18 protein-coding genes are annotated in these 25747 nt (G+C 67.9%); 7 read left to right on the top strand and 11 right to left on the bottom strand.

Annotated elements, in window-relative coordinates; translation table 11 throughout:
* The first annotated feature begins 114 nt into the window (after positions 1–114).
* Together ACQP2T_RS05870 and ACQP2T_RS05865 are read left to right on the top strand one after the other, a co-directional pair.
* Positions 115–1140, top strand: coding sequence for a hypothetical protein (locus ACQP2T_RS05870; protein WP_433515166.1), 1026 nt, complete (start codon positions 115–117; stop codon positions 1138–1140).
* Between the two features lie 139 nt (positions 1141–1279).
* Complete coding sequence (locus tag ACQP2T_RS05865) at positions 1280–1456, top strand: hypothetical protein (RefSeq protein WP_433515165.1); 177 nt, start codon at positions 1280–1282, stop codon at positions 1454–1456.
* A 9-nt stretch (positions 1457–1465) separates the two neighbouring features.
* Here ACQP2T_RS05865 and ACQP2T_RS05860 read toward each other — a convergent pair whose 3' ends face one another.
* From ACQP2T_RS05860 to ACQP2T_RS05835, 6 genes are all read right to left on the bottom strand, one after another.
* On the bottom strand, positions 1466–2695 hold the full coding sequence (locus ACQP2T_RS05860; RefSeq protein WP_433515164.1) for a hypothetical protein: 1230 nt from the start codon (positions 2693–2695) through the stop codon (positions 1466–1468).
* 292 nt (positions 2696–2987) lie between these two features.
* A complete protein-coding gene (locus ACQP2T_RS05855; RefSeq protein WP_433515163.1) occupies positions 2988–3599 on the bottom strand; it encodes a glyoxalase in 612 nt (203 codons plus the stop codon).
* 53 nt (positions 3600–3652) lie between these two features.
* The gene (locus tag ACQP2T_RS05850) at positions 3653–3988 is read right to left on the bottom strand and encodes a VOC family protein (protein WP_433515162.1); all 336 of its coding nucleotides are present in this window, start codon (positions 3986–3988) and stop codon (positions 3653–3655) included.
* Between the two features lie 321 nt (positions 3989–4309).
* A complete protein-coding gene (locus ACQP2T_RS05845) occupies positions 4310–4483 on the bottom strand; it encodes a hypothetical protein (RefSeq protein WP_433515161.1) in 174 nt (57 codons plus the stop codon).
* Between the two features lie 476 nt (positions 4484–4959).
* Positions 4960–6027, bottom strand: a complete 1068-nt coding sequence (locus tag ACQP2T_RS05840; protein WP_433515160.1) for a glycerophosphodiester phosphodiesterase family protein — start codon at positions 6025–6027, stop codon at positions 4960–4962.
* Positions 6028–6387: 360 nt separating this feature from the next.
* On the bottom strand, positions 6388–6555 hold the full coding sequence (locus ACQP2T_RS05835; protein ID WP_433515159.1) for a hypothetical protein: 168 nt from the start codon (positions 6553–6555) through the stop codon (positions 6388–6390).
* A gap of 188 nt (positions 6556–6743) precedes the next feature.
* Here ACQP2T_RS05835 and ACQP2T_RS05830 point away from each other — a divergent pair, with 188 nt between their 5' ends.
* The 3 genes from ACQP2T_RS05830 (at position 6744) to ACQP2T_RS05820 (ending at position 12324) form a co-directional block, all read left to right on the top strand.
* Positions 6744–10673, top strand: a complete 3930-nt coding sequence (locus ACQP2T_RS05830; RefSeq protein ID WP_433515158.1) for a hypothetical protein — start codon at positions 6744–6746, stop codon at positions 10671–10673.
* Positions 10674–10920: 247 nt separating this feature from the next.
* Positions 10921–11298 (top strand): VOC family protein, encoded by a 378-nt coding sequence (locus tag ACQP2T_RS05825; protein WP_433515157.1) that lies wholly within the window; start codon positions 10921–10923, stop codon positions 11296–11298.
* A 132-nt stretch (positions 11299–11430) separates the two neighbouring features.
* On the top strand, positions 11431–12324 hold the full coding sequence (locus ACQP2T_RS05820; protein ID WP_433515156.1) for a methyltransferase domain-containing protein: 894 nt from the start codon (positions 11431–11433) through the stop codon (positions 12322–12324).
* Between the two features lie 147 nt (positions 12325–12471).
* Here the strand turns inward: ACQP2T_RS05820 and ACQP2T_RS05815 are convergent, their stop codons facing one another.
* Together ACQP2T_RS05815 and ACQP2T_RS05810 are read right to left on the bottom strand one after the other, a co-directional pair.
* Complete coding sequence (locus ACQP2T_RS05815; RefSeq protein ID WP_433515155.1) at positions 12472–12858, bottom strand: VOC family protein; 387 nt, start codon at positions 12856–12858, stop codon at positions 12472–12474.
* Entirely contained in the window at positions 12859–14343 is a 1485-nt protein-coding gene (locus tag ACQP2T_RS05810; RefSeq protein ID WP_433515154.1) for an MFS transporter, read from the bottom strand.
* A gap of 105 nt (positions 14344–14448) precedes the next feature.
* Here ACQP2T_RS05810 and ACQP2T_RS05805 point away from each other — a divergent pair, with 105 nt between their 5' ends.
* Entirely contained in the window at positions 14449–15075 is a 627-nt protein-coding gene (locus ACQP2T_RS05805) for a TetR/AcrR family transcriptional regulator (RefSeq protein ID WP_433515153.1), read from the top strand.
* 1011 nt (positions 15076–16086) lie between these two features.
* On the opposite strand, the gene ACQP2T_RS05800 is transcribed toward ACQP2T_RS05805, so the two are convergent.
* The gene (locus ACQP2T_RS05800) at positions 16087–20241 is read right to left on the bottom strand and encodes a discoidin domain-containing protein (protein WP_433515152.1); all 4155 of its coding nucleotides are present in this window, start codon (positions 20239–20241) and stop codon (positions 16087–16089) included.
* An 83-nt stretch (positions 20242–20324) separates the two neighbouring features.
* On the bottom strand, positions 20325–22520 hold the full coding sequence (locus ACQP2T_RS05795; protein WP_433519717.1) for a glycoside hydrolase family 36 protein: 2196 nt from the start codon (positions 22518–22520) through the stop codon (positions 20325–20327).
* A 404-nt stretch (positions 22521–22924) separates the two neighbouring features.
* On the opposite strand from ACQP2T_RS05795, the gene ACQP2T_RS05790 reads away from it, so the two are divergent.
* Positions 22925–23944 carry a LacI family DNA-binding transcriptional regulator gene (locus ACQP2T_RS05790; protein WP_433515151.1) on the top strand — a complete coding sequence of 340 codons (1020 nt, stop codon included), beginning with the start codon at positions 22925–22927 and terminating at the stop codon, positions 23942–23944.
* A 42-nt stretch (positions 23945–23986) separates the two neighbouring features.
* On the opposite strand, the gene ACQP2T_RS05785 is transcribed toward ACQP2T_RS05790, so the two are convergent.
* Positions 23987–25582, bottom strand: a complete 1596-nt coding sequence (locus ACQP2T_RS05785; RefSeq protein ID WP_433515150.1) for a restriction endonuclease — start codon at positions 25580–25582, stop codon at positions 23987–23989.
* Between the last annotated feature and the right edge of the window lie 165 nt (positions 25583–25747).

The following is a 25747-nucleotide window of genomic DNA, read 5'->3' as shown; positions in this document are numbered from 1 at the left end:
GACTTTGTCATCGAGCTCTACGAGACAGCCCAATAAGGGTCATGACCGGAAGTGGAGAAGAGGCTATTCTTTGGCAGCAGAGAGCATTCCGGACCTGGCCGAAATATGGAGCCTATGATGCGATTCCTTGCCATCGTCCTACTGCTGTTACCGCTGCTCCCGGCCCCCGCCTTTGCCGTCGACCTCCCCGGCGGCAAGGCCAACTACGTCGTCACCCGGGGTCGGATGCGCGCCGACGTACGGGACAACTGGGTGCGTCTGGGCACGTACCAGTTCGCGACCGACGGCACCGTCACGGCGCGCACGTACCTGTGGTGGCAGACCGCACCCACCGCCCGCGAGGGCACTGGCACCACACCCGACCTCGACAGCTGCTCGACCGTCAGCGGCGCGGTCGGCCACACCCGTGCCCGCCACTGCGAGGTGCTGACGGCGGGCGGGTTCATGGACTCCCCGCCCGAATCGCGCACCGGGACCTTCAGCGTCGCCGGCGACGTCCTGAACATCACGTGGAACATCGCCCAGACCTGGTCCGAACAGTGGTACCTGCGACCCAACAGCGACGGCACGCTCGTCCGGCTGGAAAGCAAGTACAACACCTTGGCCACCCACGCCTACGGCTACGGCAGCAACGCGGCGCTGTCCACGCGCCGGGCGATGAGCACCGTGCAAGCCTTCCCCGGGACGCTCAAGCAGGATCTCGCGTCCTGGACGAAGGAGAACGTGACCACCTCGACCGGGCAGGTGTTCACCAACACGGCCTATCGCACGTGCACGACGACGACCTGGTGCCTGACCTACGCCCAGCCGTCGTCGGCGAGCGCGTGCCAGGCGAGCGGCGGCTGCCCCAACTACGGCGGCGGCACGGCCACCAATGACAGCTCGATCCAGTACTACCTGGTCAAGGTCTCCAACAACGACCGGCGCGACACGCTCTGGCACTGGTGCACGTGCCTGGCCAGGGAGCGCGGCGAGTTCTGCTACACCGGCAACTCCCACGTCAAGCCGCTGCTGCAGATCCTCGACGACGACGGCGGCTTCCACGGCTGGGTGGGCGTCGAGGCGTCCTTCTACCCTTCGGGCAGCGATCCGCGCTACTCCGACATGCTGAGCGTCCTCCGCCTCACCGACACCCGGTAGCTATCCAGCCTGACAGCGGCCTGTAGCGCGAATTCCCACGCCAACTCCTCACCTCCTGCGGGTGCCCCCACTGCTTCACGCCAAGCCGGGCAAGGACGGCGTAGCTCAGCACCCTCGACTATGGAGACGAGGCCGAGGGGTGATCGCTTTACCACGTGATCCCGGCTGGCTGGTGGTCGACAAGTTCGGCGGGGCCGCCTGGCCGCAGTACTGCGTGGACGAGCAGGGCATCGAATGGGGTGGCATGAGCAATCAGGCGTTCGGCTGGCCGCCAATCCGTAGCTACGCTCTTGCGAGTTTGGCAGCTTACAGCTGAACGGCAAGTTCACTGCCGTATCGCTCGCGTGCCAACGGGGTTTGGTCCCACCTCCGCGAGATGCGTGATCCACTTCGCGTGGGTCGCGGTTATCAGGAGCTTCGCGATCGGCCAGTCGGCCAGGACGATTGCCCGCACTTCTGCCGGTGAAAGCGTGTCGAGATTCTTGCCAGGCGCGTATGTAATGGTGTAATCCGCGATGTAGTTGTCGGCAACGCGAGCGATCACGTCCCCCAGTTCTTTTATACCGAGACGTTTTGCGTCGTCGTCAAGCGCCTTCTCCAGCTCACTCGTGACTCCCTTCAGCATCGGGCAGCCATCCTCCTGGAAAAGAACTTGGTGGAGGTAGTGAAGCACCGAGGCTTTGTCGCGGATCAGTAACTCGCGATTACCGGGCGGGATTCGGAACGCCAATTCGATCTTCTCGCCATCTCGCCTGGTACTGATGGGCCTGGCCTTGACATGATCGAAGACCTTCGCGTACGTGAACTTGCTACTACGGCGGCCGTCCTTTGGAACGAGACGTGCAATCGCGTGGGCCCCGACGAAGCCGACGGTTTTCAACCCAGAGGAGTCTGCCTGTGCCACCATTACCAAGCGACCGTCGATGAAGAGTCCGCCGTCTATGGTCTGACCGGCTCCCCCGAGGATGCGCACCGCTCGGCCGATCCAATCTACCGGTATTGTTTTCGGCTTGACGATCACGTCACGCGTTGTGTATTCCCTCGGAGGGTAGGCGGGCACCTCGAACAGTGCCGGATCGGTTTCGACCATGTCGCTCCATGCGGCGCGGGGAAGATAGAGAAACGAGTAACCCGAATCCTCGATCGGTTTAGCAGCGGCACCGGAAGCGATCGGCTCCCAGTAGGAACTTTCCATGAGGATATCGACGGTGTCGCTGATCCAGCTTCCCTCTTTGATCCGGCTTGCTCTTGCTCTTACGCCCCCAAGCCACGCGGACTGCGCAACCTCGACATGAAGCTTCGCTGAAAGAGACCTCCCGGTTCTCTGCACAGTCGTGTGGATCGATGCGATGGCGCCGGATGGGTCATCTGGTATCGCCGCAATCGCGGACGGGTCCAGAAGGAACCCGAGAAACTTGATCACGAAGCTCTCGTTCGCCCAGGAGAATGAGACGTCTTGCTCGCCGTACACCGAGACGATGTGCAGCGACACTGACGTGGCGGTATGCGCAGCGACGGTGAGGCGGAACAGGGGAGCGGATGAGGAGTCGGACATAGCTGATCATCATAAAGGGAGACGTTTTCAGATCGGCTTGGATGAAGCTACTTCTCCTTAGTGAAGTCCCTTCCAGAAACTGGTTTTGATCACGGAACCGGTGTCCGCGCGTGTAGAAAGCGTCGACATCGACCGCCGCCTGCACGATCGCCTCCGCAAGCCGATCACCTCGCGTCGCGATGGAAAGCCGGGCGGTGGAACTGCTTCTTCGGCCCCACCGATGAGGGAGGAAAGGCTCGTTTCACCGCCGGTTTCCCGCGGGATGCCGTAGAGGTCGGCCCCACCGCGTGCCTCAGACGGACGCGACCTCCCAGACGAACCCGTCAGGGTCGGTGAAGGGCCCGGCGTCGCCGCCGATGGCGATCCGGTGCGATCCGGCGCCCTCCTGGGAGACGCCGGTGTCCTTGGCGAGGGCGCGGCGCGGGTAGAGCGCGAGCGTGACGGCCGACGACGGGGTGTCGAACTCGACGTACTTGCCGCCGAAGCTCTTGGCCACCGCCAGGCCGCGATCGACGTAGAACCGCTTGCTCGCCTTGACGTCCGCCACGCCCAACAGGAGCGCGACCTGATCGATGTCCCGAGTGGCAGGGCCGGTGTCCTTCTTCGCCGAGGACGCGATCTTGCAGATCGTCCCGTCCGGGGCGCGTACGACACCGCCGTAGCCCCAGAACACCTTCGTGGCCGGCTTCAGCATCGTGGCGCCGACATCGAGGGCGGCGCCGACAAGGGCGTCGACGTTGCCCGGCTGGGACACCACGAGGGACAGCGCGAAGCCACGGAAGCCGGTCGTCGGCGCGTCGGAGGCGCGTACGTTCACGTAGGCCCCCAAACCGAAGGCTTGATAGAAGGCGTCCGCGGCCGTGGGGTCGGAAACTTCCAGGGTGACGGATTCGAACGAGGTCATGGCAGGTCCTTTGAACGAGGTGGGGCCGATTGGCGGCAGGGGCAGGTCGGTGCTCACTGGTCCTGCAAGATGCCGAGGACGTTGCCGTCGGGGTCGATGACGGTGGCCACCCGGCGGCCGCCACCGACCTCGTGCGCGGCCTCCTTCACGGTGGCCCCCGCGGCGACCACCTCGGCCAGCTTCGCCTCGATGTCCGGCACGTGCCAGTAGGCCACCGGCGAGGTCATGTCCTGCGGTCCGCCGCCCGGCACCAGTCCGATGTGCTGGCCCTCGGCGTCGAAGCCGACGTAGTAGGACGAGTCGGTCTGCGGCGGGATGCCGAGCAGGGCGGCGTACACCGCCTTGGCCTTGGCCAGGTCGGACACGGGGTGCAGCACGGTCTTGATCATGGTCGCTCCTGTAGTCGCGTGTTGGTATTCACAGCTTTTCTCCCGGCCTGGCCGGTCCGCATCCGTGGCGACCACGGAACCAACCACGGATCGATGGCACGGATCACGCGGTGGCTATTACGGATGGGAGCGCGGAGAGGATGCGGCAAACCAGGGCAATGGTTAGGAGTGGACATCTCGCCTCGGGAGGCCTAGATGCCGGAACCACATGCGTCGTCACGCTAGGTAATAGCGACGCAAAGGCCAGCGCCTCGACAACGGGACCCAACCAGGAGGCGTTCTGGGGTGGTGATGAACTCGGTCAGGAAGCAAGCATGGGGATCATTGACCGCTGATCTCGGGACAGCCTGGCGGCTCCACGATCTCAACGCCGAAGGGTGCCTCAGTCCCTGCCTTCACATCAGACATGTAGCCGCCGTACGCCGCTGCTGACGGATCCGCGCTGGGCGGCAGCTCTTCCTCTTTCGTCATTTCCTCAAGGAGCCACTTCTGCATGGCAAGGTCCTCGGCCTCGGCATCTGGGAGTGGCCGCACCCGGCAGCTTGGTGGAGCGGAGGTGCTGAGTGTCGGCACGGCTGCCAACGCCACCGTCAGGAGGACGGCTATGCTCCGCCTCTTCACGCCTCATCACCCCAACTGCTCATCACCGCCACTGGCAAGGTCAGCAGCATGGCGCATCTTGATCACGAAGGGGGAACGAGCTGACCGCGCCTACGCTCCGTCACGCAACGCCCGGATAGCGGCCCCCAACGCACGCCCGTCACACCGCAGGCACCGAACCAGAATCTCCCTGGCGAAATGCCACAGACGCCCGCCGGGATCCCGAAACCGACCCGCACTGACTCCCTCGGCCAGAAGGAGCCGAACATGGCCAACTGGTTCTGGTGGGTCCCGAACAGGTAGGCGTTATCGACGTTGATGACTCCTGCTGACGACCACCACTACGCCGACCCTGCCAGCCCGAGAGGGAGTCAGCGCGGCGCGTAAGCCTTCGGCAGTCGCATACCGCGGCCGGCCATGATCTGCCGGACGTGGTTCGGGTAGTTCGTGATGATGCCGTCAACGCCCATGTCCATGAGGGCCTCTATGGTGGCGGGGTCGTCGCAGGTCCACGGGATGACCTTCAGGCCCCGAGCGTGCGCCTCCGACACCATCGCCTGATCGGGGTAGAAGCGGAAGCCTGGGTCACCGACCTTGCCACTCTGCGGGAAGCCGTAGTTAGGAGACAGGGCCGTGACGCCAGGGATGGAGGCGGCCGCCTTCACGAAATCGCCTTCGTAGTCGTCGACGTCAATGCCACCGAGCCACGGGGAGGCGCCGGGCTTGCCGATCTGAAGGAAGTCGTAGTTCGTCAGCGCCACCAGCGGCCACGTCGGCGCAAGCCGGTGCATTTCCTGCAATGCGCCCCAGTCGAAGGACTGGATGGTGACCTGGTCCTCGATCCCCGAGGCATGGATCTCTTCGAAGACCCGGCGGACGAACAGCTCGCGAGGCGCGGTCTGCTCGGGCGCGCCCGCCTCGACCTTGGTCTCGATGTTGAGGGTGACCTGCTTGGCGCGGTAGCTCTTGACGAGGTTCAAGACGTCCTTGAGCTCGATCATCCGGAAGCCCTTGATCTGCTCCTGCTCGGGGAAACCGGGCAACTGCTGATACCCGCAGTCCATGGTCTTGATCTGGGCCAGGGTCAGGTCCTTGATGTACTTTCCGACGTACGGATACAGCGGATCGCCGGGCGTGACCGGTGCGGTGTCACGGCACTTCTGGGCGCTGATCTGCCGGTCGTGGTTGACGACGACCTTCTCATCCTTGGTGACGTGGGTGTCCAACTCCAGGGTGCTGACCCCGAGGCGCATAGCCTTACCGAACCCCTCCAACGACTCCTCGGTCGTCATACCGATGCCACCGCGGTGGGCCTGAAGGTCGAAGTGAGTCTTCTGGGGCAGCACGCCGGGATCGTCGGCCGTTGACGCGTGGGCAGCTACTGGCGTGGCGAGCGCGGGCACAAAGGCAAGGCTCACCAGGACATGACGAAGGTGCATGAGAGGGCTCCGCAGCATGAGGTCTATCGGGCCTCACGACGCTAGATCGCTGGCCAACCCCCGTACCGACCATGGCGTGATGGGGGCATGAACCTTCGTGGAACGCGCAGGTGGCGGCACCCAGGGACCCCGGCGGTCCCAACCGGCGGCTCGCCGGCGCTGTGGATAGACGGCGATCGCACATCTCACCCGTGCACAGCGAGAACACCAACCCCTTCGGCATCATCACCGACGGCATCGATGCCGGACTTGCAGACTGGACTCAGGAGGCCGACGGCCGCTGCGGGTGACCGGGATCGACTGGAGGCTCGGGTGAGACGGTGGATCGCAGTCGCGTGGATGGTGGTCCCGGTCGGCTGGTCACCGTTTGCCCCACACCGCGCGGACCACTTCGGCGAGAGCACGCAACACCCGTGCCCGATCGGCCGCCGCGCAGCCTCGGGTGGCTATGAGGACCATCAGCACCGCCGCGAGGGCCGCGCACGCCACGCCGGCCATCGGCACCAGTGCCCACATCGCGAGGTTCATCGACGCGTCCTTTCCCTGTCCGGCAACCCTTCGTGTGCCGCCGCCCACCAGTTCAGCCGGTGGGCAGTGGCAGATGAAGGGTTGCCGGACACACCGGATCGGCGCTGGAAACGCCCAGGTGGCGCAGGCGCCGATCGGCGATCCGGCCGGAGGCACCGGACGGACGCCCGGGGCCCAAGGCCCGGCGCATGACCGGCACCGAGCATCTGCCCGCCCCGCGAGCGGTGCTGAAGCAGGAATTGGTCCTCTTGGAACGGCAAGCCCGCGAGCGGACGACCGGGTTCTCGCGAGCGAAGGCCATCGAACAAGCCAACAACCTGCTTGAGGCCCAGCAGATCACCGCGGAACTGACCCCGCAGACGGTCAGCGAGTGGTTCACCAGGGGCAGCGTCGCCAGAGAGTTCCCCCTGCTCTGGGCGCTGGTCCGCGTGCTCCTGACGCACACGGACGCCCCAGCCCCTTACCACCCGAGGCACACGTGGTGGCGATCCGAGCACGATCTGTGGAAAATCCGCTGGGAGCAGGCCCGTACCACCGGTGCGCGGCACCCGACCGGCCCCCGCCCCACTCCGGGCGAGTGCCCCTACCCGGGGCTGGCCGCGTTCGGCCCCAAGCAGGCGCATTACTTCTTCGGGCGCAAGGAGCTCACCGCCACGCTCGAGGGCCGGGTGAAAGCGCAGTCCGCGCTGGATGATCCGCTGCTGGTGGCCGGGCCTTCGGGGGCGGGCAAGTCGTCACTGCTGCGGGCCGGTCTCCTCCCCGCCGCCGAGGGGTTCTCGCCCTGCGCCCCCGTGCTGTTCACACCGGGGGACGACCCCGTACGAGTTCTCGCCGAACAGTTCTGCGGCGCCGACCGCCCGGCCGACGTACGACAGCGCCTGGTCACCGACCCCTCGTGTCTACTCGACCTCTTCGGGCCGGGCGATCACGGCAGGATCGTCATCGTCGACCAGTTCGAGGAGATCTTCACCGCCGCTGTCGCGGAGGATGAGCGCCAGGTCTTCATCCGGGCACTGCACGCGGCCTGCGCGTCCGCAGTGGTGGTCCTCGGGATGCGCGCCGACTTCTTCGGCCACTGCGCGGCCTATCCCGAGCTGCTGCCCGCCCTCCAGCAGCCGCTGATCGTCGGCCCGATGACCACGGCGCAGCTACGCGAGGCCATCGAGGGACCCGCCGAACTCGCGGAACTCACCCTTCAGCCGGGGCTGGTGGGGCTGCTCCTTGATGACCTGGGAGCCGCAGGCGGCGGCGCGCTTCCCCTGCTCTCGCACTCCCTGCTCGTCACCTGGGAGCTTCGGGAGGGACGGAAGCTCACCCTGGCCGGCTATCGCGCGACCGGCGGGATCAGCGGGTCCGTGGCCAAGACCGCGGACGAGACGATGAAGCAGCTCGACCTGCCCGGCCGCGAGACCGCCCGGCAGTTGCTGCTGCGGCTGGTCCGACTCGGCGATGGGACGGAGGACACGCGCCGCCGGCTGCCGCTGACGGAACTGCTTCCACCGGAGCACGGTGCGGTCCGTGAGGTCCTCGACAAGTTCGTCGAGTCCCGGCTGGTGACCGTGGAACAGAACACGGTCGAGATCACCCACGAAGCGCTGATCAGGACCTGGTGGCCGCTCCGCTCCTGGATCGAGGCCCGCCGCGCCTCACTGCTGGTCCGGCAGCAGCTCGATGAGGACGCCCAGGAGTGGGCCAGGAAGGGGCGCGACTCCGCGTTCTTGTATCGGGACACACGCCTGCAGATCGCGCGGAACGCCATCGAGACCGACCCTGCCGGTCTCGGGCCGGAGGCACGGGCCTTCCTGGAGGCCGGTATCCAGTACGGCCAGGCCGAGCAGGACGCGACCCGGCGGCGCAACCGAAACCGCACGGTGCTGAGCGCGGCACTGGCGGTCCTGCTCATCATCGCCACCGGTACGGCGGGCACGGCCATCGTCCAGGGCCGGAGGTTGGCCGAGCGGGCCCTGACCATCTCCCGGCAGCTTGCCTACGCCGTCGGGAGCCGTGTGGCGGGGACAGCCATAGCGATGCGCCGTACTGATCCGATCACCGCCAAACAACTCGCCGTCGCCGCCGCGAGCCTGGGCCCCGGCGGTTACGAGACCCGCCATGCCCTGCTGACGCTTTACGCTCAGCCCGAGCTGTACACCTACCGTCCTGCCGGAGTCGACGAGACCTGGCGCACCGACATCGACCGCACCGGCCTTCTCCGCGTCTATGTCCGAGGCAACGACGTGAAGATCACCGACGTCGACGCGCGCCGGGTGATCAGGTCGTTCACCTTCCCGGGCCAGCCGCTGAACACCGAAGGCTTCGCCCGGTTACGGCTCAGTGACGACGGAAAGACATTGGCGCTGCCCGTTCAGGACGGCACCATCGTCCTGCTGGATACGGCGACCGGCCGGCTCCGGCCGATCACCCTTCAGGCGCCGCCGATCCTGGAGACCGTAGGCGAGCACCTGCTGCTCGCCAAGAGCGCCACCACCACGAGCGTGTGGGACACCTCGTCCGGCGAGCGCCTGGTGCGCATTCCGTACTATCTGCCTTCGGCCGTGGTGACCCCGGACCAGCGATATCTGATCACCACGCACGAGGCGTCGCTGGATTTCTGGGACCTGCGCACCGGCCGCAAGGCACGCACCGTGCGGCTGTCCACAGGAGCAAAACCGATCTTGAAAGTCGCGTTCAGTCCTGATCACAAGCTCCTCGCCCTGGTCCAGGGCAACCGGCTCGCGGATGACAGCCGGCTCGGGCTCGTCCCCTTCACGCGACTCGCCCCCTCCCGGATCAAGTGGCGGACCATCCGCAAACCCTCCGTCCCCAATGCCGACGAGCGGATCATCTTCAGCACCACCAGCAGGTACGTCTCCTTCAACGGCGCCTTGTGGGACACCAGAGACATACTGGACCCCGCCCCCGTCGAGGACGCGTCTGACCATCCGATCTTCACGCACGCCGACGCCAAGTGCTTCAACTACAGGTTCGGGCCCGGCGACCGCACCCTGCGATGTCATGCGAACGCCTCTTCAACCACCGTCGTGGTGTCCCTTGCCGCCATTGTCGACCCGGTCGCCTTCAGCGACCGCGCGTACGGCGCCGCCGCGGAGCTCAGCGACGACGGTTCGACCCTTGTGGTCGCCGATCTGGGTCCGGTCAAGGACCTGGGGCCCGTCACGATCTGGGATCCCGTCAAGATGGTGCGCCGGGCAACGATCCCCGCCGTGCGGCAGGCCGGCTCGGTCGAGTACCGGCTGTCGTCGGACGGCCGCCTGCTGGCCAGCGTGGAAGACGATGGGGACACCTACATCTGGGACGTGGCCACGGCGCGCAGGAAGACCGTCCTGAGAACCCGGTTCGGCCTCGCCGACTTCGGCTCTGTCACGTTCTCACCCGATGGCAGGACCTTGGCCGCGCTCACCAAGGACAGCTCCGGGAACGCCTCCCTCTTGACCCTGTGGGACATCGCCTCGGGAGCCCCGCGCGCCTCGGTCGCCGGACAGCCCACCGCAGGCCAGTACGGTCCTTTTGGCATCTCCATCTGGGACTACCGCGTCTTCTTCAGCCGGGACGGCCGGACCGTCATCTCCGCCTCGGACCAGGGCGTTGTCGACGCCTCCACCGGCGAGCGGGTGGTCCCGCCCAACTCCGGCATGGATCGTCCGGTAGCGCTGAGCCCTACCGGAGTTCTCGCCGACTACCACTACGACAGCGGCAAACTCACGCTCCGGAACAGCGGAACACTTCAGCCGGAGAAGCAGGTGTCCATCGGCGGCGCCCCTGCGGCCTTCTCCCCCGACGGAGGTCTCATGGCCGTGGCGGACACGGCGAACCAGATCCAGCTATGGGACATCGCCACCGACCGGCCTCTCGGGTCGCCGCTCGCCGGCTTCGAGCCGGATGCGAGCACCTTGAAGGTCAGCTCCCTACGCTCGCTGGCGTTCACCCTGGACGGCTCGACCGTCCTGGCCGTCGACGACCACAGCCGTCTCCGCACCCACCTCATCGCACCCGGCAAGATCAAGGATGCGCTCTGTGCCCAGTTCGGCGCTCTGTCCCCGGCGGACTGGAAAACCCATATCCCGGAGTTCCCCTATCGGAACAGCTGCCGGACGATCTGACGTGATGACCCCGCGAGTTCAGACTCGGCCAGGTCGTCGGCGGCGGGCAAGCCGAGCAGTTCGGCGAGCTCACGGACGCTGATGTGCTGGTCGGGAACTGCCTTCGCATCAGAACCACCGGCGGCCGGTGGTCGATCGCCCGTCGTGACCGTCTCCCCAGGCTCCACGCCGCTACCGAATGGCCAAAGATCACCTATCCGACATATCGTCCTCTGCATGGTGGGGTTCCAGGAACGAGGTGGCGCGCATGGCGGTATTGCGGGAAATCGTGTTTCGCTGCGAGCGAGCGCCCGCGCTGGCACGGTTCTGGGCGGAGGCGCTCGACGGCTACCAGGTTCGCCCGTACGACGACGCCGAGATCGAGCGACTCGCCGGCCTCGGACGAACTCCCGACACCGACCCGAACGTGGCTCTGGATGGCCCTGGACCGATCCTTTTCTTCAGCGAGGTCACTGATCAGAAGAGCACCGGCAACCGCGTCCATCTCGATGTCATCGCCATCAACCGACGTGCCGAGATCGACCGGCTGGTCTCCCACGGCGCATCAGTGGTGCACGAGTTCGATACCTGGACGGTGATGTGCGACCCGGAGGGCAATGAATTCTGCGTCGCCGATCCTCGCTGAGCCAGACAGGGTGCAGAGGCCTCCCCTCGCCGCGATATCAGCGCGATTGGCACAGCCATCCCTCGAGCGGGATGACGATCAGCGAGGGCTGGATCAGGTCCCGGTCCTCCGGCGCGATGCGACCATGTAGTGATGACCTCCTCGCCCCGCCCGCCGCACGTCGGTGGCCGACCGGATCCGATAGGCAGGACTACCGCGCTTGGTGGAGAGCCCGCTCTCGCCCGCGGGTACCTGCTGGACAACGCGCGCGCCGAGGCGGGTGAGCGATTCGTTTGGCTGGCCGAGCTGTTCGACGGTGTGACGCGGGGGCACTTCGATCGGCTGGGGGTCAGGGTTGGCTCGCGCTGCTGGGAGGTGGGGGCCGGTGGCCGCAGTATCCCGGAGGCGCTCGCGGCGGCCGTCGGTCCGACCGGGCACGTGCTGGCCACGGACATCGACCCGTCGTGGCTGGAGGCAGGCGGCGGGTACGAGGTGCGCCGGCACGACGTCGCCGCTGATCCGCCCCCGGAGCCGGGGACGTTCGATCTGGTGCACGCCCGGCTCGTGCTGATCCATGTACCCGACCGGGCTCGGGCGTTGGCCACGATGGCGGCGGCGCTGCGGCCCGGCGGCTGGCTGCTGGTCGAGGACGCCGATACCGCTCTGCAGCCACTGGCATGCCTGGACGACAGCGGCCCGGCGCAGCGGCGGGCCAACCGGCTGCGCGACGCGGTCCGGGAGCTGCTGACGCGCCGCGGCGCGGACCTGCGCTACGGCCGGACACTGCCGCGGGCATTGCGTGAGGCCGGCTTGGTAGATGTCGCCGCGGCGGGCTCTTTCCCAGTCGGTGGGCCGGCCTGCGACCGGCTGGAGGCGGCGACCATCCGGCACGTGCGCGGCGAGCTGCTCGCGGCCGGCCTGGCCGACGACGCCGAGATCGACGCGCACTTGGCCGCCATCCACGCGGGCGAACTCGACCTGACACTCGCGCCGCTGATCTCGGCCTGGGGACGCCGTCCAGCAGAGCACCCGCCGGCACTCGGTTAGGTGCGAATCCAGGCGTTGTCCGATCTGCCCACAACGCTGGAAGCAGGAGAACTCCCATGATCCCGGACAGAAGGTCATCCTTGTCTCCGGCCTCGGAACGGACCGCAAGGGACCGCCACTGCCTCCCTGACCTGGGAGTTCTTCCCTTTAGATCGCCCGGCCGGTCAGGTCGCGGGTGAGTATTTCCATAAGGTGCCCGTCGGGGTCGGAAAAATAGACGCCGCGGCCGCCGGTGCGGGAACGGTAGACCTCACCCTCCTGTCGGCGATGGGGATCGGCCCAAAAAGTGAGGCCGGCCGCACGAATCCGTTCGAACGTCGCGTCGAAGGTGCCCTCCGAGACCAGGAACGCGTAGTGCTGCATGGGGTTGTCGGCGAGGTTCATGTAATCCAAGGTGACGCCGTTGCTCAAGGTAAGCGGGGTGAACCGGGCGACGTCAGGGCTGGCTGATATGCCCAAGATGCCGGCCAGGAACTCGGCGGAAGCATGCCTGTCGCGAGCGGGGACGATGGTGTGATTGAGCTGGATGGACATTTAACTTCCCTCTTTCGTTGTCTGCGCGTGGGTCGTCTGCTTGTGCTCGGTGGGTTGTCGTCGTGCGGGAATGAGGAGATAGACGAGCACGGCTATGGCCGCGAGCAGCCCGGTGGCCCAGGCGGTCGCGGTCGCGTACCCGTGGACGAGCGCCGCTCGATGCAGGCTCGGGGCGGTGGGGTGTGTGGCGAGGTAGGTGGCGGTGGCGGTGACCGCGAGTGTGTTCAGGATGGCTGTGCCGATGGAGCTGCCGACCTGGGTGGCGGCGTTGATCACGGCGGAGGCGACACCCGCGTCTTGTTGGGTGACGCCGTGGATGGCGAGTTGGAAGGCCGATGGGAACAGCGCGCCCATGCCGGCCCCGATCAGTACCTGGGCGGGCAGGATGGTCGCAACGTACCCGCTGTCGGGGGTGAGCTGGGTGATGAAGGCCAGCCCGGATGCGGCGACCAGCAGCCCGCCGGCGATCAGGATCCGAGGCGACAGACGCGGCATCAGCCGGTTGCCCAGCTGGTAGCCGCTGAGCGCGTTCGCCAGTGTCATCGGCAGCAGGGCCAGCCCGGTGCGGACAGGCGAGTAGTGCAGAACCACCTGCAGGTGGAAGGTCAGGATGAGGAACATGCCGAATGCTCCGACGACCGCCGTGGCGACGGCGAGATACGCGCCGGCGCGGCCGCGGTCGGCGAGGATGCGCAGCGGGAGCAGGGGGCTTGGGATCCGTGCCTGCCGCAGGACGAACGCGGCCACCATGGCCAGTCCGCCCAGCAGCGCACCGAACGCGGTCGGCTGCGCCCAGCCGCCCGCGGCGGCCTGGCTGCATCCGAGCACTACGGCGGCGAGCCCGCCGGTGGCCAGCACGGCCGAGGCGACGTCGAGGCCGGCAGCGCCGAACCGGGGTGGATCGGGCAGCACCATGCGGCCGACGGCCAGCACCGCGCCGCTGATGGCCACGTTGACGAACAGGCACCATCGCCAGTCCAGATAGGCGGTGAGGACGCCACCCGCCAGCAGCCCGGCCGCCGCGCCACTGCTGGCCACCGCCCCGTAGATGGCGAACGCCCGGGTACGCTCCCGCTGGTCGGTGAAGGTGACCGCGAGCAGCGACAGTACGGTCGGCGCGATCAACGCGGCGAACGCCCCTTGCAAGGCACGCCCGGCGATCAGGACCGGCAGTGTGGGCGCCAGCCCGGCGAGCAGCGAGGCAAGCCCGAATCCGGCGAGCCCGATCTGGAACGATCGGCGCCGGCCGACGGCGTCGGCCACCCGCCCACCGAACAAGAGCAGGCCGGCGAAGCACACGGTGTAGGCGGTCACCACCCACTGCCGTTGCGCGTCGCTGAATTGGAGCGCCCGCTGGGCTGAGGGCAGCGCGATGTTCACGATCGTGGCGTCCAGCGCGGTCATCAGCTGTGCGGAGGCGATCACGGCCAGCGCGAACCAGCGACGCTCCGGCCGGGTTTCACCCGTAGGAGGTGCGTCGGTCATCACATCCGCCTCTCATAAACGAAGGGGTGTCCTCCGGTAACCATAAACGAAGGACTATCCTCCGTCTACTGGTAGGGTGAGGCCGAGCCAGGAGAGAGAGGGCGGATGCGAGCCGATGCACGCCGCAACCACGAGCGACTGCTGGAGGCGGCGCGGGACGTGTTCGTCGAGCAGGGCCCGGGCGCGTCGCTGGAGGAGATCGCCCGACGCGCCGAGGTGGGGATCGCCACGCTGTACCGGCGCTTCACAGATCGCGGCACACTCATGCACGCCGTCGCCCTCCACGCGCTGACCGGCACCATCGAAGCCGTACAGCAGGCCCGACACGACCATCCAGACCCACTCGACGCGCTGGCCGCCTACGTCCACGCCGTTCTGGACCTACGGACCTCGGCGGTGATCCCGACGCTGCTGGTCGCGCTCGACCTGAACGAGCCGCAGCTCAAGGCCGCCAGCACCACCTCGGCGCGGCTCGTCGAGGAACTGCTGGAGGAAGCCCACAAAACCGGCAGGCTCCGCACAGACGTGGTCTTCGGCGACATCGGACTGCTACTCACCCGACTGTCCCGGCCACTGCCCGGACCGATCCCCAACGAGACCCAAAAAGCCCTCGCCCACCGGCACGCCAACCTCTTCCTCGCCGGTCTACGCGCCGACCCGACCGCACCACCCCTCGGCGACCCCGCCCTGAAGCTGGCCGACCTGCAACAATTCCAGCACGACACCCGGTGAGGTCACCGGTCGCCGGACAGGGACTCCCACCCCTGTTCTCCTCTCCAACCGCCCCCGACGGCGCATTCGCCGTGGCGAGCGCGGATGCGGGATATTACGGACAAAATAGCGACCTCGATGAACGCCAACGAGCCTCTGAAGTCGAGGCCAAACACGATCACCGAAGAAATCAGTACGTGAAGTCGTGGCAAGCGTGTGCGGCATGCTGGAAGCTAGATAGGTGGCCACCTTCATTGCCATTGCGGGTCTTATATTTGCCGCAGGCAGCTTTGTGTACGATGCATTGGCCTACCACCGCAAAGACCGAAAAGGCCCGGCGACACAACAACCTCACCAAGCCGCGCCCCCTTACTCCGCAGAGCCACCGGTGCACGATCACGCACAGCCGCCAACGCAAGGCATCGTTTGGCCCCAACGTGCATATCCGCCTCAGCAGTCACCCAGGCCCCGATCGTTCAGACGCATTAAGCGACCGCCACGGTGGGTGTTTGTCAGCGCCTGGGTCCTGGCCGGGTTGATCATACTTGGAGAGTTGGGGAGCTTACTGAATCGGGGTCACGAGCTCGGCTGGATCGGCATCTCGGTCGCTGGAGTCGGCCTTGCTGCCGCTGTCCCCTTGGTCATTCATCTCGGCAGGACTGATGACGACGACTACATTGGTCCGCTGATCGGAGTTCTGTTCTGGGCACTTGTCATACTCGTCGGCAGGAGTTTTTTCCCAGACTGGACACTTCTGGAGATCACCTGGCCAGGCGGCAATCTTCGACTGTAGAAGAGACCGACGGGTCCGCCGGCGGTGGTGGCGTCTGGGACGCTCGCAGGTGCCACCGGGCGCCGCGGCCGCACACGTCAGGCCGATGAGGTGACCGCTCGGCGGAGGTGCCTGGCGAAGAACCGGACCGCGCTGGCCGAGTCGTTTCAAGGCTTTCCTGGAGGGCTGGGAAGCCCGATCGGCTCTCCAGCCCTCCACGTGCTCGAACAGGCCCCGCGAAGTGGCGGGCGGCCTTCCGGTCAGCGGATCTTCACGACGATCTCGCGAGTCCGGGTGACGCCGGCCGCGTTCTCCAGCTCGGCGCGGTAGGTGTGCTCGCCGGCGGCCCGGCCGGTCAGTGCGGTGGCCACGTGCTGGGCGGCGGGGGTCGCCGCGGTCAGCGTCCGGGTGTCGATGAGCACGCCGTCTTCGTACAACCGGTAGGCCGTGCCGTTGGTCCCCCACCACAGGTCGAAGGAGACGGTGTACGAGCCGTTCTTGTCCCAGTTGTCATGGGAAAGCACGCCGACGCCGGGTTCGGCGTCGGTGACGCGAACGGTCAGCGGCTTGGTCGTGCTCTGCCCGTTCCGGTTGATCAGGACGGCCACGTACTCGTAGTCACCGTTCGGGCGCGCGGTGACCGGAACGGAGACGTGCTGGGCGTTCGGGGTGTCGTCGGTCAGGTCGCGGGTCGCGATGAGTTCGCCGTTCTCGTAGAGCTTGACCCGGGTGGCGTTCGGGCCCCACCACAGACTCATCGTGACAGTGTGGTTGCCATCCGCGAGCCCGTCGGCCCAGCCACTGTCGCTCGACAGGACGCCCTGGCCGGGCGGCTCGGTGGTGCTCCCGGCGGGGACCGCGGGCTCCAGGGCGGCGACGGCGTTCGCGAGGCCGCCGGCCGCCGCGTCGACGGCCTGCTGGGTCGGTTCGGCCCCGTCGGCGACCAGTGCGGAGGCGGACGTGCGTGCGTCGGTGAGCGTCGCCCAGCTCTCCGGCGTCCAGTCGTCCTCCGCGAGTCCGTCGGTCTCGGCCAGGTAGAGCCGCACGGCCGTGGTGTCCACGATCGTCCGTACGAGCTGGACCTCCGCGAGGTTGGTGTTGCCCGACGGCGCCAGGACGCGCACCGCCCCGTAGGTCACCGGCTGGTCGAGAGTGATCTCGTTCCAGGAGGCGCTGGTCACGGTGCCGGCGGTGGCGAAGGTCTGCCAGGTCTGCCCGCCGTCGCCGGAGCCCTGGAACTGGACGCCGCTCGCCCGGGAAGCGAACCCGTCCCTGGGCAGGAATCGCACGGTCTTCACCGTGAAGGTGGCGCCGTCATCCGGGACCACGCTGACCCACCCAGAGGACTGGGTCGTGTCGGTGAAGGTCTTGGCGTCGCCATCGAACATCGACCAGCCGTTGGCGGCGGCGTCCTTGCGCCCGTCCCAGGACGGGCTGCTGGCGGTGACCCACGGCTGCTGGACCTCGGCGGCCCCGACCGGGGCGGGTTCCAGCAGCTCCCAGGCATCGAGGAGGCGGACGGCCAGCGCACGGGTGTCCGCGCCCTGTTCCAGCGCCAGGGCCCGCACAGCGGCGGCCTCACGGGTGAACAGGATCGCGGATGCGCGGGAGTACGGGGTGAGGTCGACGGCATCGGCCAGGTCCAGGACGGTATCCAGGCCCACCTCGGAGCGCTCGCCGTCGATGCGGAAGTCGGCGAGGGTCCATATGCCCGGGTAGGCGGGGTCGGACGGCACGCCGGGTTTGTCAACCTGCAGTTTGAGATACCGGTAGGCGGTGTCGCGCAGGTCGGCGCGGACGGGGACCTGCTCGATGCCGACGTCGTTGCCGGCGTTCGGGCGCTCCGTGAGCAGGGTCCAGGTCTGACCGTCGACGGAGCCGTAGACGTTGGTGCCCTCGGCACGGTTGGGGAAGGTGTCCCGGGCGAGGAACCCGAACCCGTCGGCGCGGAGCCGGTAGCCGACGCCGAAGTCGAGCACGATGCTCTGCACGCGCTGGTCGCCCCAGGTGGTCTGGTTGTCGCCGTCGGTCAGGGCGACGAGGGTCGGGGTGGACAGCGGGGAGGTGACGATCCTGGAGAAGTCGAGCGTTCGGTCTTCCAGCCGCGGGTTGAGCAGCGCGAGGCCGTCGACGGCGACGCGCAGGTTCTCGAGCAGCGTCGCGAACTCGGCGGAGCCGGCGTCGGCGACCGCGGCCAGGGCGGCGTCCCGAGCGGCGGCGACGTCGGTCCACGTGGCCGTCGTGTACGTCTCGGGCGCTTTGAGCCCGTCGAGGCTCGCCTCGACGGCCGCCGCCCGGTCTTTGGCGACCGTGACGGTGATCGGCAGCGCGGTGTCGGTCTCCCCGACGGAGGCGACGACAAGGAACTTGTGGTTTCCGGTGTCGCCGGCGGAAGGGGTCCAGGTGAGCTTTCCGTCGCTGGACAGGGTGGCCGACGACGGCGAGCCCTGCATGCGGAACGTGATCGGGCTGCCGCCCGTTGCCGACAGCATGCGGGTTAACGGTTCGCCGACCACGGCCACGGCGGCCAAGGAGTCGCCGGCGGCGAAGACGGCCGGGGTCAGCGTCCCGTTCGCCTGAGCGAGCACTCCTGCGACGTCGACGTGCCCGTTGCCACCGGTGGCGCGCAGGAACACGATGTTGTCGCCCACCGGGGAGATGGGGTGCCTGGCCTGGTCGATGTCGAGCGTGACGTAGCGCCACTTCCCCCCGGTGTCGGGGAGCTGGACGGTCGCGTGCGTCTGGGCGCCCGGCGTGGGCCGGACCTCGAGGGTCGCGACCGCATCGGTGCGGACCTTGAACCCGATGAGCGCGGTGCCGGCGCGGCCAGGCCACACGGCCCGGCGCACCGCGAGCCGCCCCTGGTCGGCGGCGGCGTCGAGGCGCACGTACCGGGTGCCGTCCTCGTCGGCGCCCGGCTGCGCGCCGTCGCCGACGGCGTGGCCGAACTGGGCGACATCGAGCTCGGGACCGTCCTGAACCGGCGGCACCGAGCCGTTGGAACCGGCGAGCTCAGGCGGGAACGCCACCCAGTACTCGGCGGCGTTGAAGTCCGAGCCGCGCAGGTTCCAGAAGTTCGCCACCCCGGTGCCGTTGTAGTAGAGCGGGCCGTCGCGGTGCGCGAAGACCTCGGCGACGTGCGGCGCCTTGGCCTTGACGTCGACGCCGGCGACATAGGTGTACTGGTAGTACAGCTCGCTGACCGAGTCGATCAGCCGCCCGCGGTAGGCCTGGGAGAGCTTGCCGGATCCGCCGGAGGTGTCGACGTAGGGCACGTCCTCGCCGAGCATGAACGCGTAGAAGACGTCGCCGCCGGCCAGGGTCCGGTTGCCGAGGAACTCGTACGGGCTGACGGCGTTCCCGGCGGTGGACACGGTGCCGGCCACCGGGTCGAGCCGGGTGCCCTGGTTGTTCACGATCCGTGCGAGCGTCGTCAGGATGTCGACGTCGCCCTGCGCGTGCGCCTGGTCGCGCCCCATCTCCATGTGCTGGATGAAATCGCGACCGTACGGGTTGATTTTGTCCTCGGCGGAGATGACGCGGAAGAGCGCGGCGAGGGACCCGTTGACGTCGCCGCCGTTGATCGTGTGCTCGCTGGTGTAGGTCGAGTTGACGGTGTACCACTCGACGCGCTTGGCGTACAGGTCGGCGTCATCCAGGAAGATGGCGGCCGCGATCATGCCGACCACGCCGTACAGGTGCTGGTTCCACAGCCGGTTCTGGGAGTACAGGAACGTGTTCAGGACGGGGCGGATCAGGTTGTCCTTGATCCGCTGCTGGTCGCGGTCGGTCCAGCGCAGGTCGTACCCGTCGAGGGTGTCGTTGACCGGGGTGGTGGACCGGATGATCTCGGCGGCCACGAGCATCTTGTACAGCGGCTCGCCGGTGTGGATGTGCGCGTCGGCGAAGTAGCGGTACTTGGCCGGGTCCAGGCTGCTCCACGTGCGGATGACGTGCAGTGCGTTGGCCCGGTACACCTCCTCGCCGGTCACGACGTACCGCAGCGCCTGCGTCAGCGCGCCCACGCCGTCGTTGAGCGCGCGGGAGCGCATCGAGACGGCGTTGTAGGCGTCGCTGAGCGGCTGCTCGTCCGACGTGCCCGCGTTCTGCGCCTTGAAAGTCCGTGAGGCGAACCCTGTCTGGATCATCGCGTCGTAGTAGCCGGCCCACGGCTGGGTGCCCGCGAGCACCTGGGTCCGCATGTTCTCCAGGTTGCCGGCGGTCAGTCCGACGCCTGGGTGGACGAACCCGGCGTCGCTCGTCGTCTTGACGATCTTGGGTAACGCCGTCCCGGTGACCTCGGCGGCCGCCGCGTCGGCCGGCACGGCGAGGGTGGTGCTCAGCGCGACCACGACCACGCTGGCCGCGGCCCTGCGCCGCCAGCGTCGTAGCCGGTCGAGTCTCGTGGTGATCATCGTCGGTCTCCTCTCGTGGGACGCCGCCGGCCGTCGGCCGCGCTGTCCCCCTGCTCAAAAACGAAGGCCTCTGGTCGCCTTCATCACGAAGGGCCCGGCCGGTCGGCGACCTGGACGCGCAGGAGCCGGGCGGACAGCGGTGCCGGCAGCTTGACCTCGACCACGGTGCCGCCGTCGACGATCGCGGCGGACTCACCACCCCACGTCGGGTAGAGGACCTGCACTCCCCCGGTGGCGACCATCCCGGGTAGCCGCAGGTGCACGCTTTCCCCGCCCCGGGTCTCGCGGCCCTCGTCGTCGGCACGGCGCCAGATCGCCAGGTACAGGTCTCCGCCGTCGCGTGCGCCGAGTGCGACCCACGGGTCGCGCCAGCCGGGCAGGCCGAGGGGCCATACGGGCACGGATCTCGCCGCGGCGTGGCGGACGGCGCGGTGGACGGCCAGCGCCTCGCGGACGGCGGCCTGCTGCCCAGGGCTCAGGGTGTCGATCCGCCCGGCCAGATGGACCCGCGAGAGCAGGGCGGTCACCAGGGAGAACGCCGTCTCCTCAAGCGTCATCGTCCCGTCGAGGGACGCCCACACACCGGCCTGCTCGGGCGGGATCGTCAGGGGCGCGGCGGCCGCGATCGGGGGTGTGAGCCGGAAGTCCTGCTGGTCGGTCAGCGACTGGATCGGGAACACGGCCCCGGTCGCGGCGTCGGTGCGTGAGCCTCCGGCGGCACAGCCCTCGACGACCAGGCCCGGGTGCCGGTCCATGACCGCGCCGACCCAGTCGAGCAGGGCGCGGTCGTGGCCGAGCAACCCGTTGCCCAGCGGCTCGCCGCGCCCGGCGTCGGTCCCCGGGCCGATGTCGACGTTGTAGTCGAGCTTGACGTAGGCCAGGCCGAACTCTCCCACGAGGCGGTCGACGACCGCGTCCAGGTGGCCGCGGGCCGCCGGGTGGCGCAGGTCGAGCTGGTGGCGGCCCCACTCGGTGACCCGGTGCCCGTGCCGCTGGAAGAAGGCCTCGACGGGCAGGCTCCGGGCGACCGGGCTGCGCACGCCGACGACCTCGGGCTCGAGCCACAGCCCCGGCTTCATCCCCAGGTCGCGGATCCGGTCGAGCACGGCCCCGAGCCCTCCGCCAGGGAACCGGTTGATGGAGGGCTCCCAGGCGCCGACGGAGTCCCACCACCCGCCGAGCTCGTCGTCGTACCAGCCGGCGTCCATGACGTAGTACTCGGCGCCCAGGTCGGCGGCGGCCTCGACCAGGGGAAGGACCCGCTCGGTCGTCGGGTCGGACATCAGGCCGTTCAGGAAGTCGTTGTAGACGACGGGCAACCGGTCGTGGTCGGGGTGCGGGCGGCGGACGCGACGGCGGTGCGTGGTCAATGCGGCGGCGACCGCGCCGAGGGTGGTCTCGCGCCCGTCCGGGTGCCCGGGCACGACGGCGAGGCTGACCGGCACGGTCCGCACCTGCGTTCCGGGTCCCACGGCGCCGGCCCACTGATGCTCCAGGGTCGTCGGTCCGGTGGCGAGCAGGTAGACGTCGTCGTACCGGTCGCCGAGCTCGGCGTGCCAGGCGCCGTTGGTCTCGATCTGCCAGGCGAGCATCCGTCCTGTGCGGGTGTCCTCGACGATGCCCTGGGCGAGGTACTCGGACGTGGACCAGGCGCCGGTGGAGGTCAGGCTGACGCGGTTCTTGGATCCGACCTGGCCGTGGCGCACCATGCCGACGTCGATCAGCCCGCGCTCGGCGAGCGTGGCGCGGTGCCAGCGGAACTCGCCGCTCCAGGGGTTGGCCGCCGCCCAGAGCACGAGCTCCTCCTCCCAGCGGGCGCCATGGCCGAGGCCCGAGAGTACGCCGGTGGTCGCGTGGTCGAGGACCACCGGGCGGACCGCGGTGACCGTCGCCGACGACCGCACCACCGGCACGCCGTCGTGTACCTCGTACGTGACGCAGGCGCGCAGCCCGGCCTCCTCCTCGGCGAGGTCGAGCTCCAGGCATGTGCGGTCGCCGTCGCGCCGCTCGCGGTGGCCGGTGAGGCGCAGCCGCTGGGCGGCCGCGCCGTCGACGTGCCGCTTGCCGGACGTCCCGGACCGGCCCTCGCCCAGGACCGCCGTCTCCAGCACCGGCAGTGCCGAACGGCGCAACGCCATCAGGTCCGGCCCGCCTTCGGCGGCGTGCCAGAGGGCCACGAGCCGGGGGGCGGTGTCCGGCCCGTGGGCGATCACGAGCCGGAGGACGTCGTTGCCCCACTCGAGGTGCTGCTCGTCCTCCTCGGGCAGCCCAGGCAGCATGACGGTCACGCGACCGCTCCGGTGACCGGGTCGATCGTCCACTCGTCGCGCCACTTGAGCGCGGTCGCCACGGCGGCGATCCCTGTCGTCACGGAGCGGGTGCGCTTGATCCTCATCAGCTCTCTCTTTCGAGACGGCCTGTGCACGCTCCCGAATCATCTCGACGGGAAATCGTTATCCCAGGGCGCATGGACACATCCCCGCCCGGTCGGCCCGGCGAGGACTCGTTCTGACATCCCGCACCAATCGACCCACCTCTGAGCCGCTGCTTGGGATATCGTTATCCTACATACACCCAACATCTTGACAAGAGCCCGTAGCCGATTCGCTACCTCCAGGAAATCTGCTGCCGTACGCCGGTGGGAAAACGATGATCCGACGAGTGCAGCGCATATCCTCGGTGCATGACCACGCAGAAGGGCTACCGCGCACCGGTTCTGGCCGATGTCGCCCGTGCCGCCCGGGTGTCCGTGCCGACCGTCTCGCGTGTCCTCAACGGGACCAAGTACGTCGCTCCCGAGCTCGCCGGCCGCGTCCACGAGGCGATCGAGCGCCTGGGCTACCGCCCGAACGGCGCCGCGCGCTCGATGCGCTCCGGTCGGCGCACCCTTGTCTCGGTCTTCGCCGGAGCGACGGCCAACTACGGTTACGCCCGCACCCTCCAGGGCATCGAGACCGCGGCCCGCAAGGCGGGAATGTCGGTGACGATCACCGTCGTGGAGTCAGGCGAGGACGACGACGTCAAGCGCGCCATCGATCTCGCGCTCGCCCAGCCGACCGCCGGAGCGATCGTCCTGGAGTTCGATCGCGCCGGGATCAACGCCCGGCACATGCTCCCCGACGGGCTCCCCGTGATCGTGGCAGGCGGTGGCTCGCGCCGGACCGGCGGCGTCCCCGCCGCGCTCATCGACGAGCGCACGGCCGCACGGAAGGCCACCGAGTACCTGCTCCGGCTCGGGCACCGGACCGTCCACCACATCGCGGGCCCAACCGCGGGAAAGCACTCCGGGCGCACCGACGGCTGGCGCGCCGCACTGACCGACGCCAAGATTCCCGTCCCCGCGGTGATGAACGCCGAGTGGGACGCCACCTCTGGATTCCGCTGGGGCGAGCGGATCGCCGGCCGTGACGACGTGACCGCCGTCCTGTGCGGCAACGACGAGATCGCCATCGGCCTCATGCGCGCACTGGCCGACCGCGGGATACACGTACCCCGTGACATCTCTGTCGTCGGGTTCGACGACCAGCCGCTGGTCGCCATGTGGCAGCCGTCGCTCACCACCGTCGATCAGGACTTCGAGGACCTCGGAGAGCGGGCCTTCACCATTCTCGAACAGCTCGTCGACGGCGACATGACCGCGACCTCGAGCGTCGTGGTACCCCAGCTCGTGGTGCGGGAGTCGACCGCTCCGCCACGAGGGTGACACGACGGATCGGTGCACGCGGGTCCCGAGCCCGCTGCTCCGTCAGCTGCTGGGGCCGGGGCGGCCAGACTGAGAGTTATCTGATGCCCGAGCATTTCGTGGAGGCGATGTCCCAGGGATCACATCAATGTTCAGATACTGCTTGATGAGGTGTTTGAGCTCAGCGCCGTTGATCAGCGTGATCCTGTTCCGCTGAGCGAACTGCTCGCTGGCACGCCCGAACCACGAAGGAGTCACCAGGACACCGGTGGTGGCGTTGTGGTCGGCCATGACACCGGTGAGTGCGTGGACGGCATCCAGACCGACCAGACCCTTCCATCGCTTGGCCTGGATGAGGCAGACGCCGCCGAAGAAGAGGTTCTTGCTGGTAGCCACGGCGTCCACACCACCGTCCTTGGAAGGGACAGTGGTCCAGGCTTCGGCGCCCATGGCCACGAACAGCTCCTTTATCAAGTGCTCGAACTCGGTGGGTGTCAGCTTGAGGAGATTCCGCCGCGAATCCAGCCCGGCGACGACATCCATGTCCTCGGAGAACCGAAACCGCTTGAGATCGAAGGTGATGAACGGCTCAATAGCCTCCAGGTCGTAAGGGTTGGGGGAAACGAGAGCGTTGAGGCGCTTCAAACAGGCCACAGGGTTGACGTCGGCAAGGACGAGCTCCTCGAACGCGGCACGCTCGGCCTCCACGCTCAGCAGGTGGGGGCGTACCTTCTTGCCGGTTGCCTGATCTGTGGTGTGGAGGCGCCCGTTGAACACGATCGCCTCAACGATCCGGCCTGGAGTCGCGGCGAAGATCTCGTGCAGCGTACGCAGGGCCACGCATGCGAGGAGCTTGGCATATCGCTGCTTGACCTCTGTCTGCGGTCGCGGCACCGGGTCTATGGCGTCTCGAACCTTGACGTACTTGTAGGCGCGTACGTCGGGGATGACGCTCTGCGGCGGCAACTCGAATTCGACGACGAGGTCATGATTCTCCGGCCGGTACGCAACCTGGTAGAGACGAGGGAAGCCCTTCGGGTAGGTCGATCTCTCCAGAACCCTGGCGGTGAACCACTCCACGGCTTCTGGCTGGCCGTCATCGAACTCCTCGCGCAGGCGATCCAACTTGGCATTGTCCGCCGCGACTTGGCTGGTGACCGCGGCCGTCTGACGATCGTGAGCTGTCCGAGCCGCACTCAACTCACGAAGGCGCTGCTTCTCACGTTTTTGCTGCTGAGCCACCGCACTATCGAACCGGCCGCGCGCCTCCTGCAGTCGGCGATCATAGCGGGACTGGCTGCTGAAGAACTTGCTGAGCCCGGACGGTGGAAGTGGTGCGTACGCCGCCCAGTCCGGAGGCGGCTCGGGAACGCCCAGGCGCCCGGCGTCGAACTGCATCGCGGGGGCGACGACTTTCATCTGGTCGAAGGCCAGGGGGCGAAGGTGGAGGGAGACGAGCAGTACTTGATCCAGTTCCTCGATGCGTTTCGCAACCTTCGCGCTCTTTTGCTCGGTCGCCGCCTGCTGCTTTTCCAGATGCTGCCGCTGGCGTTCTTGCTCTTTCTCCCTGGCGCGTTTTGCAGCCTCGCGGGCCCGTCGTTCGGCTTCTCTACGCTGAGCTGCCTGATGCCTTTCCCACTCGCTTCGACCACCAGCCACCGCGATCGGCCCTCCGTTCGTGCCAGATGGGCAGGCCCCAGTCAATCTGTAGGCGGACCGGCGCCACCTGTGACGTTTAGCCAAGATTAGATCAACTGCGGGTATCCGTCATGGGCTGGCCGACAAACAGAACAAAGCGTACGAAGCGTGCGGAATAGAGAGAAA

The sequence above is a fragment of the Nonomuraea sp. CA-143628 genome (assembly GCF_050942315.1).
Lineage (GTDB): Bacteria > Actinomycetota > Actinomycetes > Streptosporangiales > Streptosporangiaceae > Nonomuraea.
This window is presented reverse-complemented; position numbering and strand designations above follow the sequence as displayed.

Coding starts and splice junctions, on each gene's coding strand:
- ACQP2T_RS05870 (WP_433515166.1), top strand. CDS start 115: ATGATGCGATTCCTTGCCATCGTCCTACTGCTGTTACCGCTGCTCCCG.
- ACQP2T_RS05860 (WP_433515164.1), bottom strand. CDS start 2,695: ATGTCCGACTCCTCATCCGCTCCCCTGTTCCGCCTCACCGTCGCTGCG.
- ACQP2T_RS05855 (WP_433515163.1), bottom strand. CDS start 3,599: ATGACCTCGTTCGAATCCGTCACCCTGGAAGTTTCCGACCCCACGGCC.
- ACQP2T_RS05850 (WP_433515162.1), bottom strand. CDS start 3,988: ATGATCAAGACCGTGCTGCACCCCGTGTCCGACCTGGCCAAGGCCAAG.
- ACQP2T_RS05845 (WP_433515161.1), bottom strand. CDS start 4,483: ATGCAGAAGTGGCTCCTTGAGGAAATGACGAAAGAGGAAGAGCTGCCG.
- ACQP2T_RS05840 (WP_433515160.1), bottom strand. CDS start 6,027: ATGCACCTTCGTCATGTCCTGGTGAGCCTTGCCTTTGTGCCCGCGCTC.
- ACQP2T_RS05835 (WP_433515159.1), bottom strand. CDS start 6,555: ATGAACCTCGCGATGTGGGCACTGGTGCCGATGGCCGGCGTGGCGTGC.
- ACQP2T_RS05830 (WP_433515158.1), top strand. CDS start 6,744: ATGACCGGCACCGAGCATCTGCCCGCCCCGCGAGCGGTGCTGAAGCAG.
- ACQP2T_RS05825 (WP_433515157.1), top strand. CDS start 10,921: ATGGCGGTATTGCGGGAAATCGTGTTTCGCTGCGAGCGAGCGCCCGCG.
- ACQP2T_RS05820 (WP_433515156.1), top strand. CDS start 11,431: ATGACCTCCTCGCCCCGCCCGCCGCACGTCGGTGGCCGACCGGATCCG.
- ACQP2T_RS05815 (WP_433515155.1), bottom strand. CDS start 12,858: ATGTCCATCCAGCTCAATCACACCATCGTCCCCGCTCGCGACAGGCAT.
- ACQP2T_RS05810 (WP_433515154.1), bottom strand. CDS start 14,343: ATGACCGACGCACCTCCTACGGGTGAAACCCGGCCGGAGCGTCGCTGG.
- ACQP2T_RS05805 (WP_433515153.1), top strand. CDS start 14,449: ATGCGAGCCGATGCACGCCGCAACCACGAGCGACTGCTGGAGGCGGCG.
- ACQP2T_RS05800 (WP_433515152.1), bottom strand. CDS start 20,241: ATGATCACCACGAGACTCGACCGGCTACGACGCTGGCGGCGCAGGGCC.
- ACQP2T_RS05795 (WP_433519717.1), bottom strand. CDS start 22,520: ATGCTGCCTGGGCTGCCCGAGGAGGACGAGCAGCACCTCGAGTGGGGC.
- ACQP2T_RS05790 (WP_433515151.1), top strand. CDS start 22,925: ATGACCACGCAGAAGGGCTACCGCGCACCGGTTCTGGCCGATGTCGCC.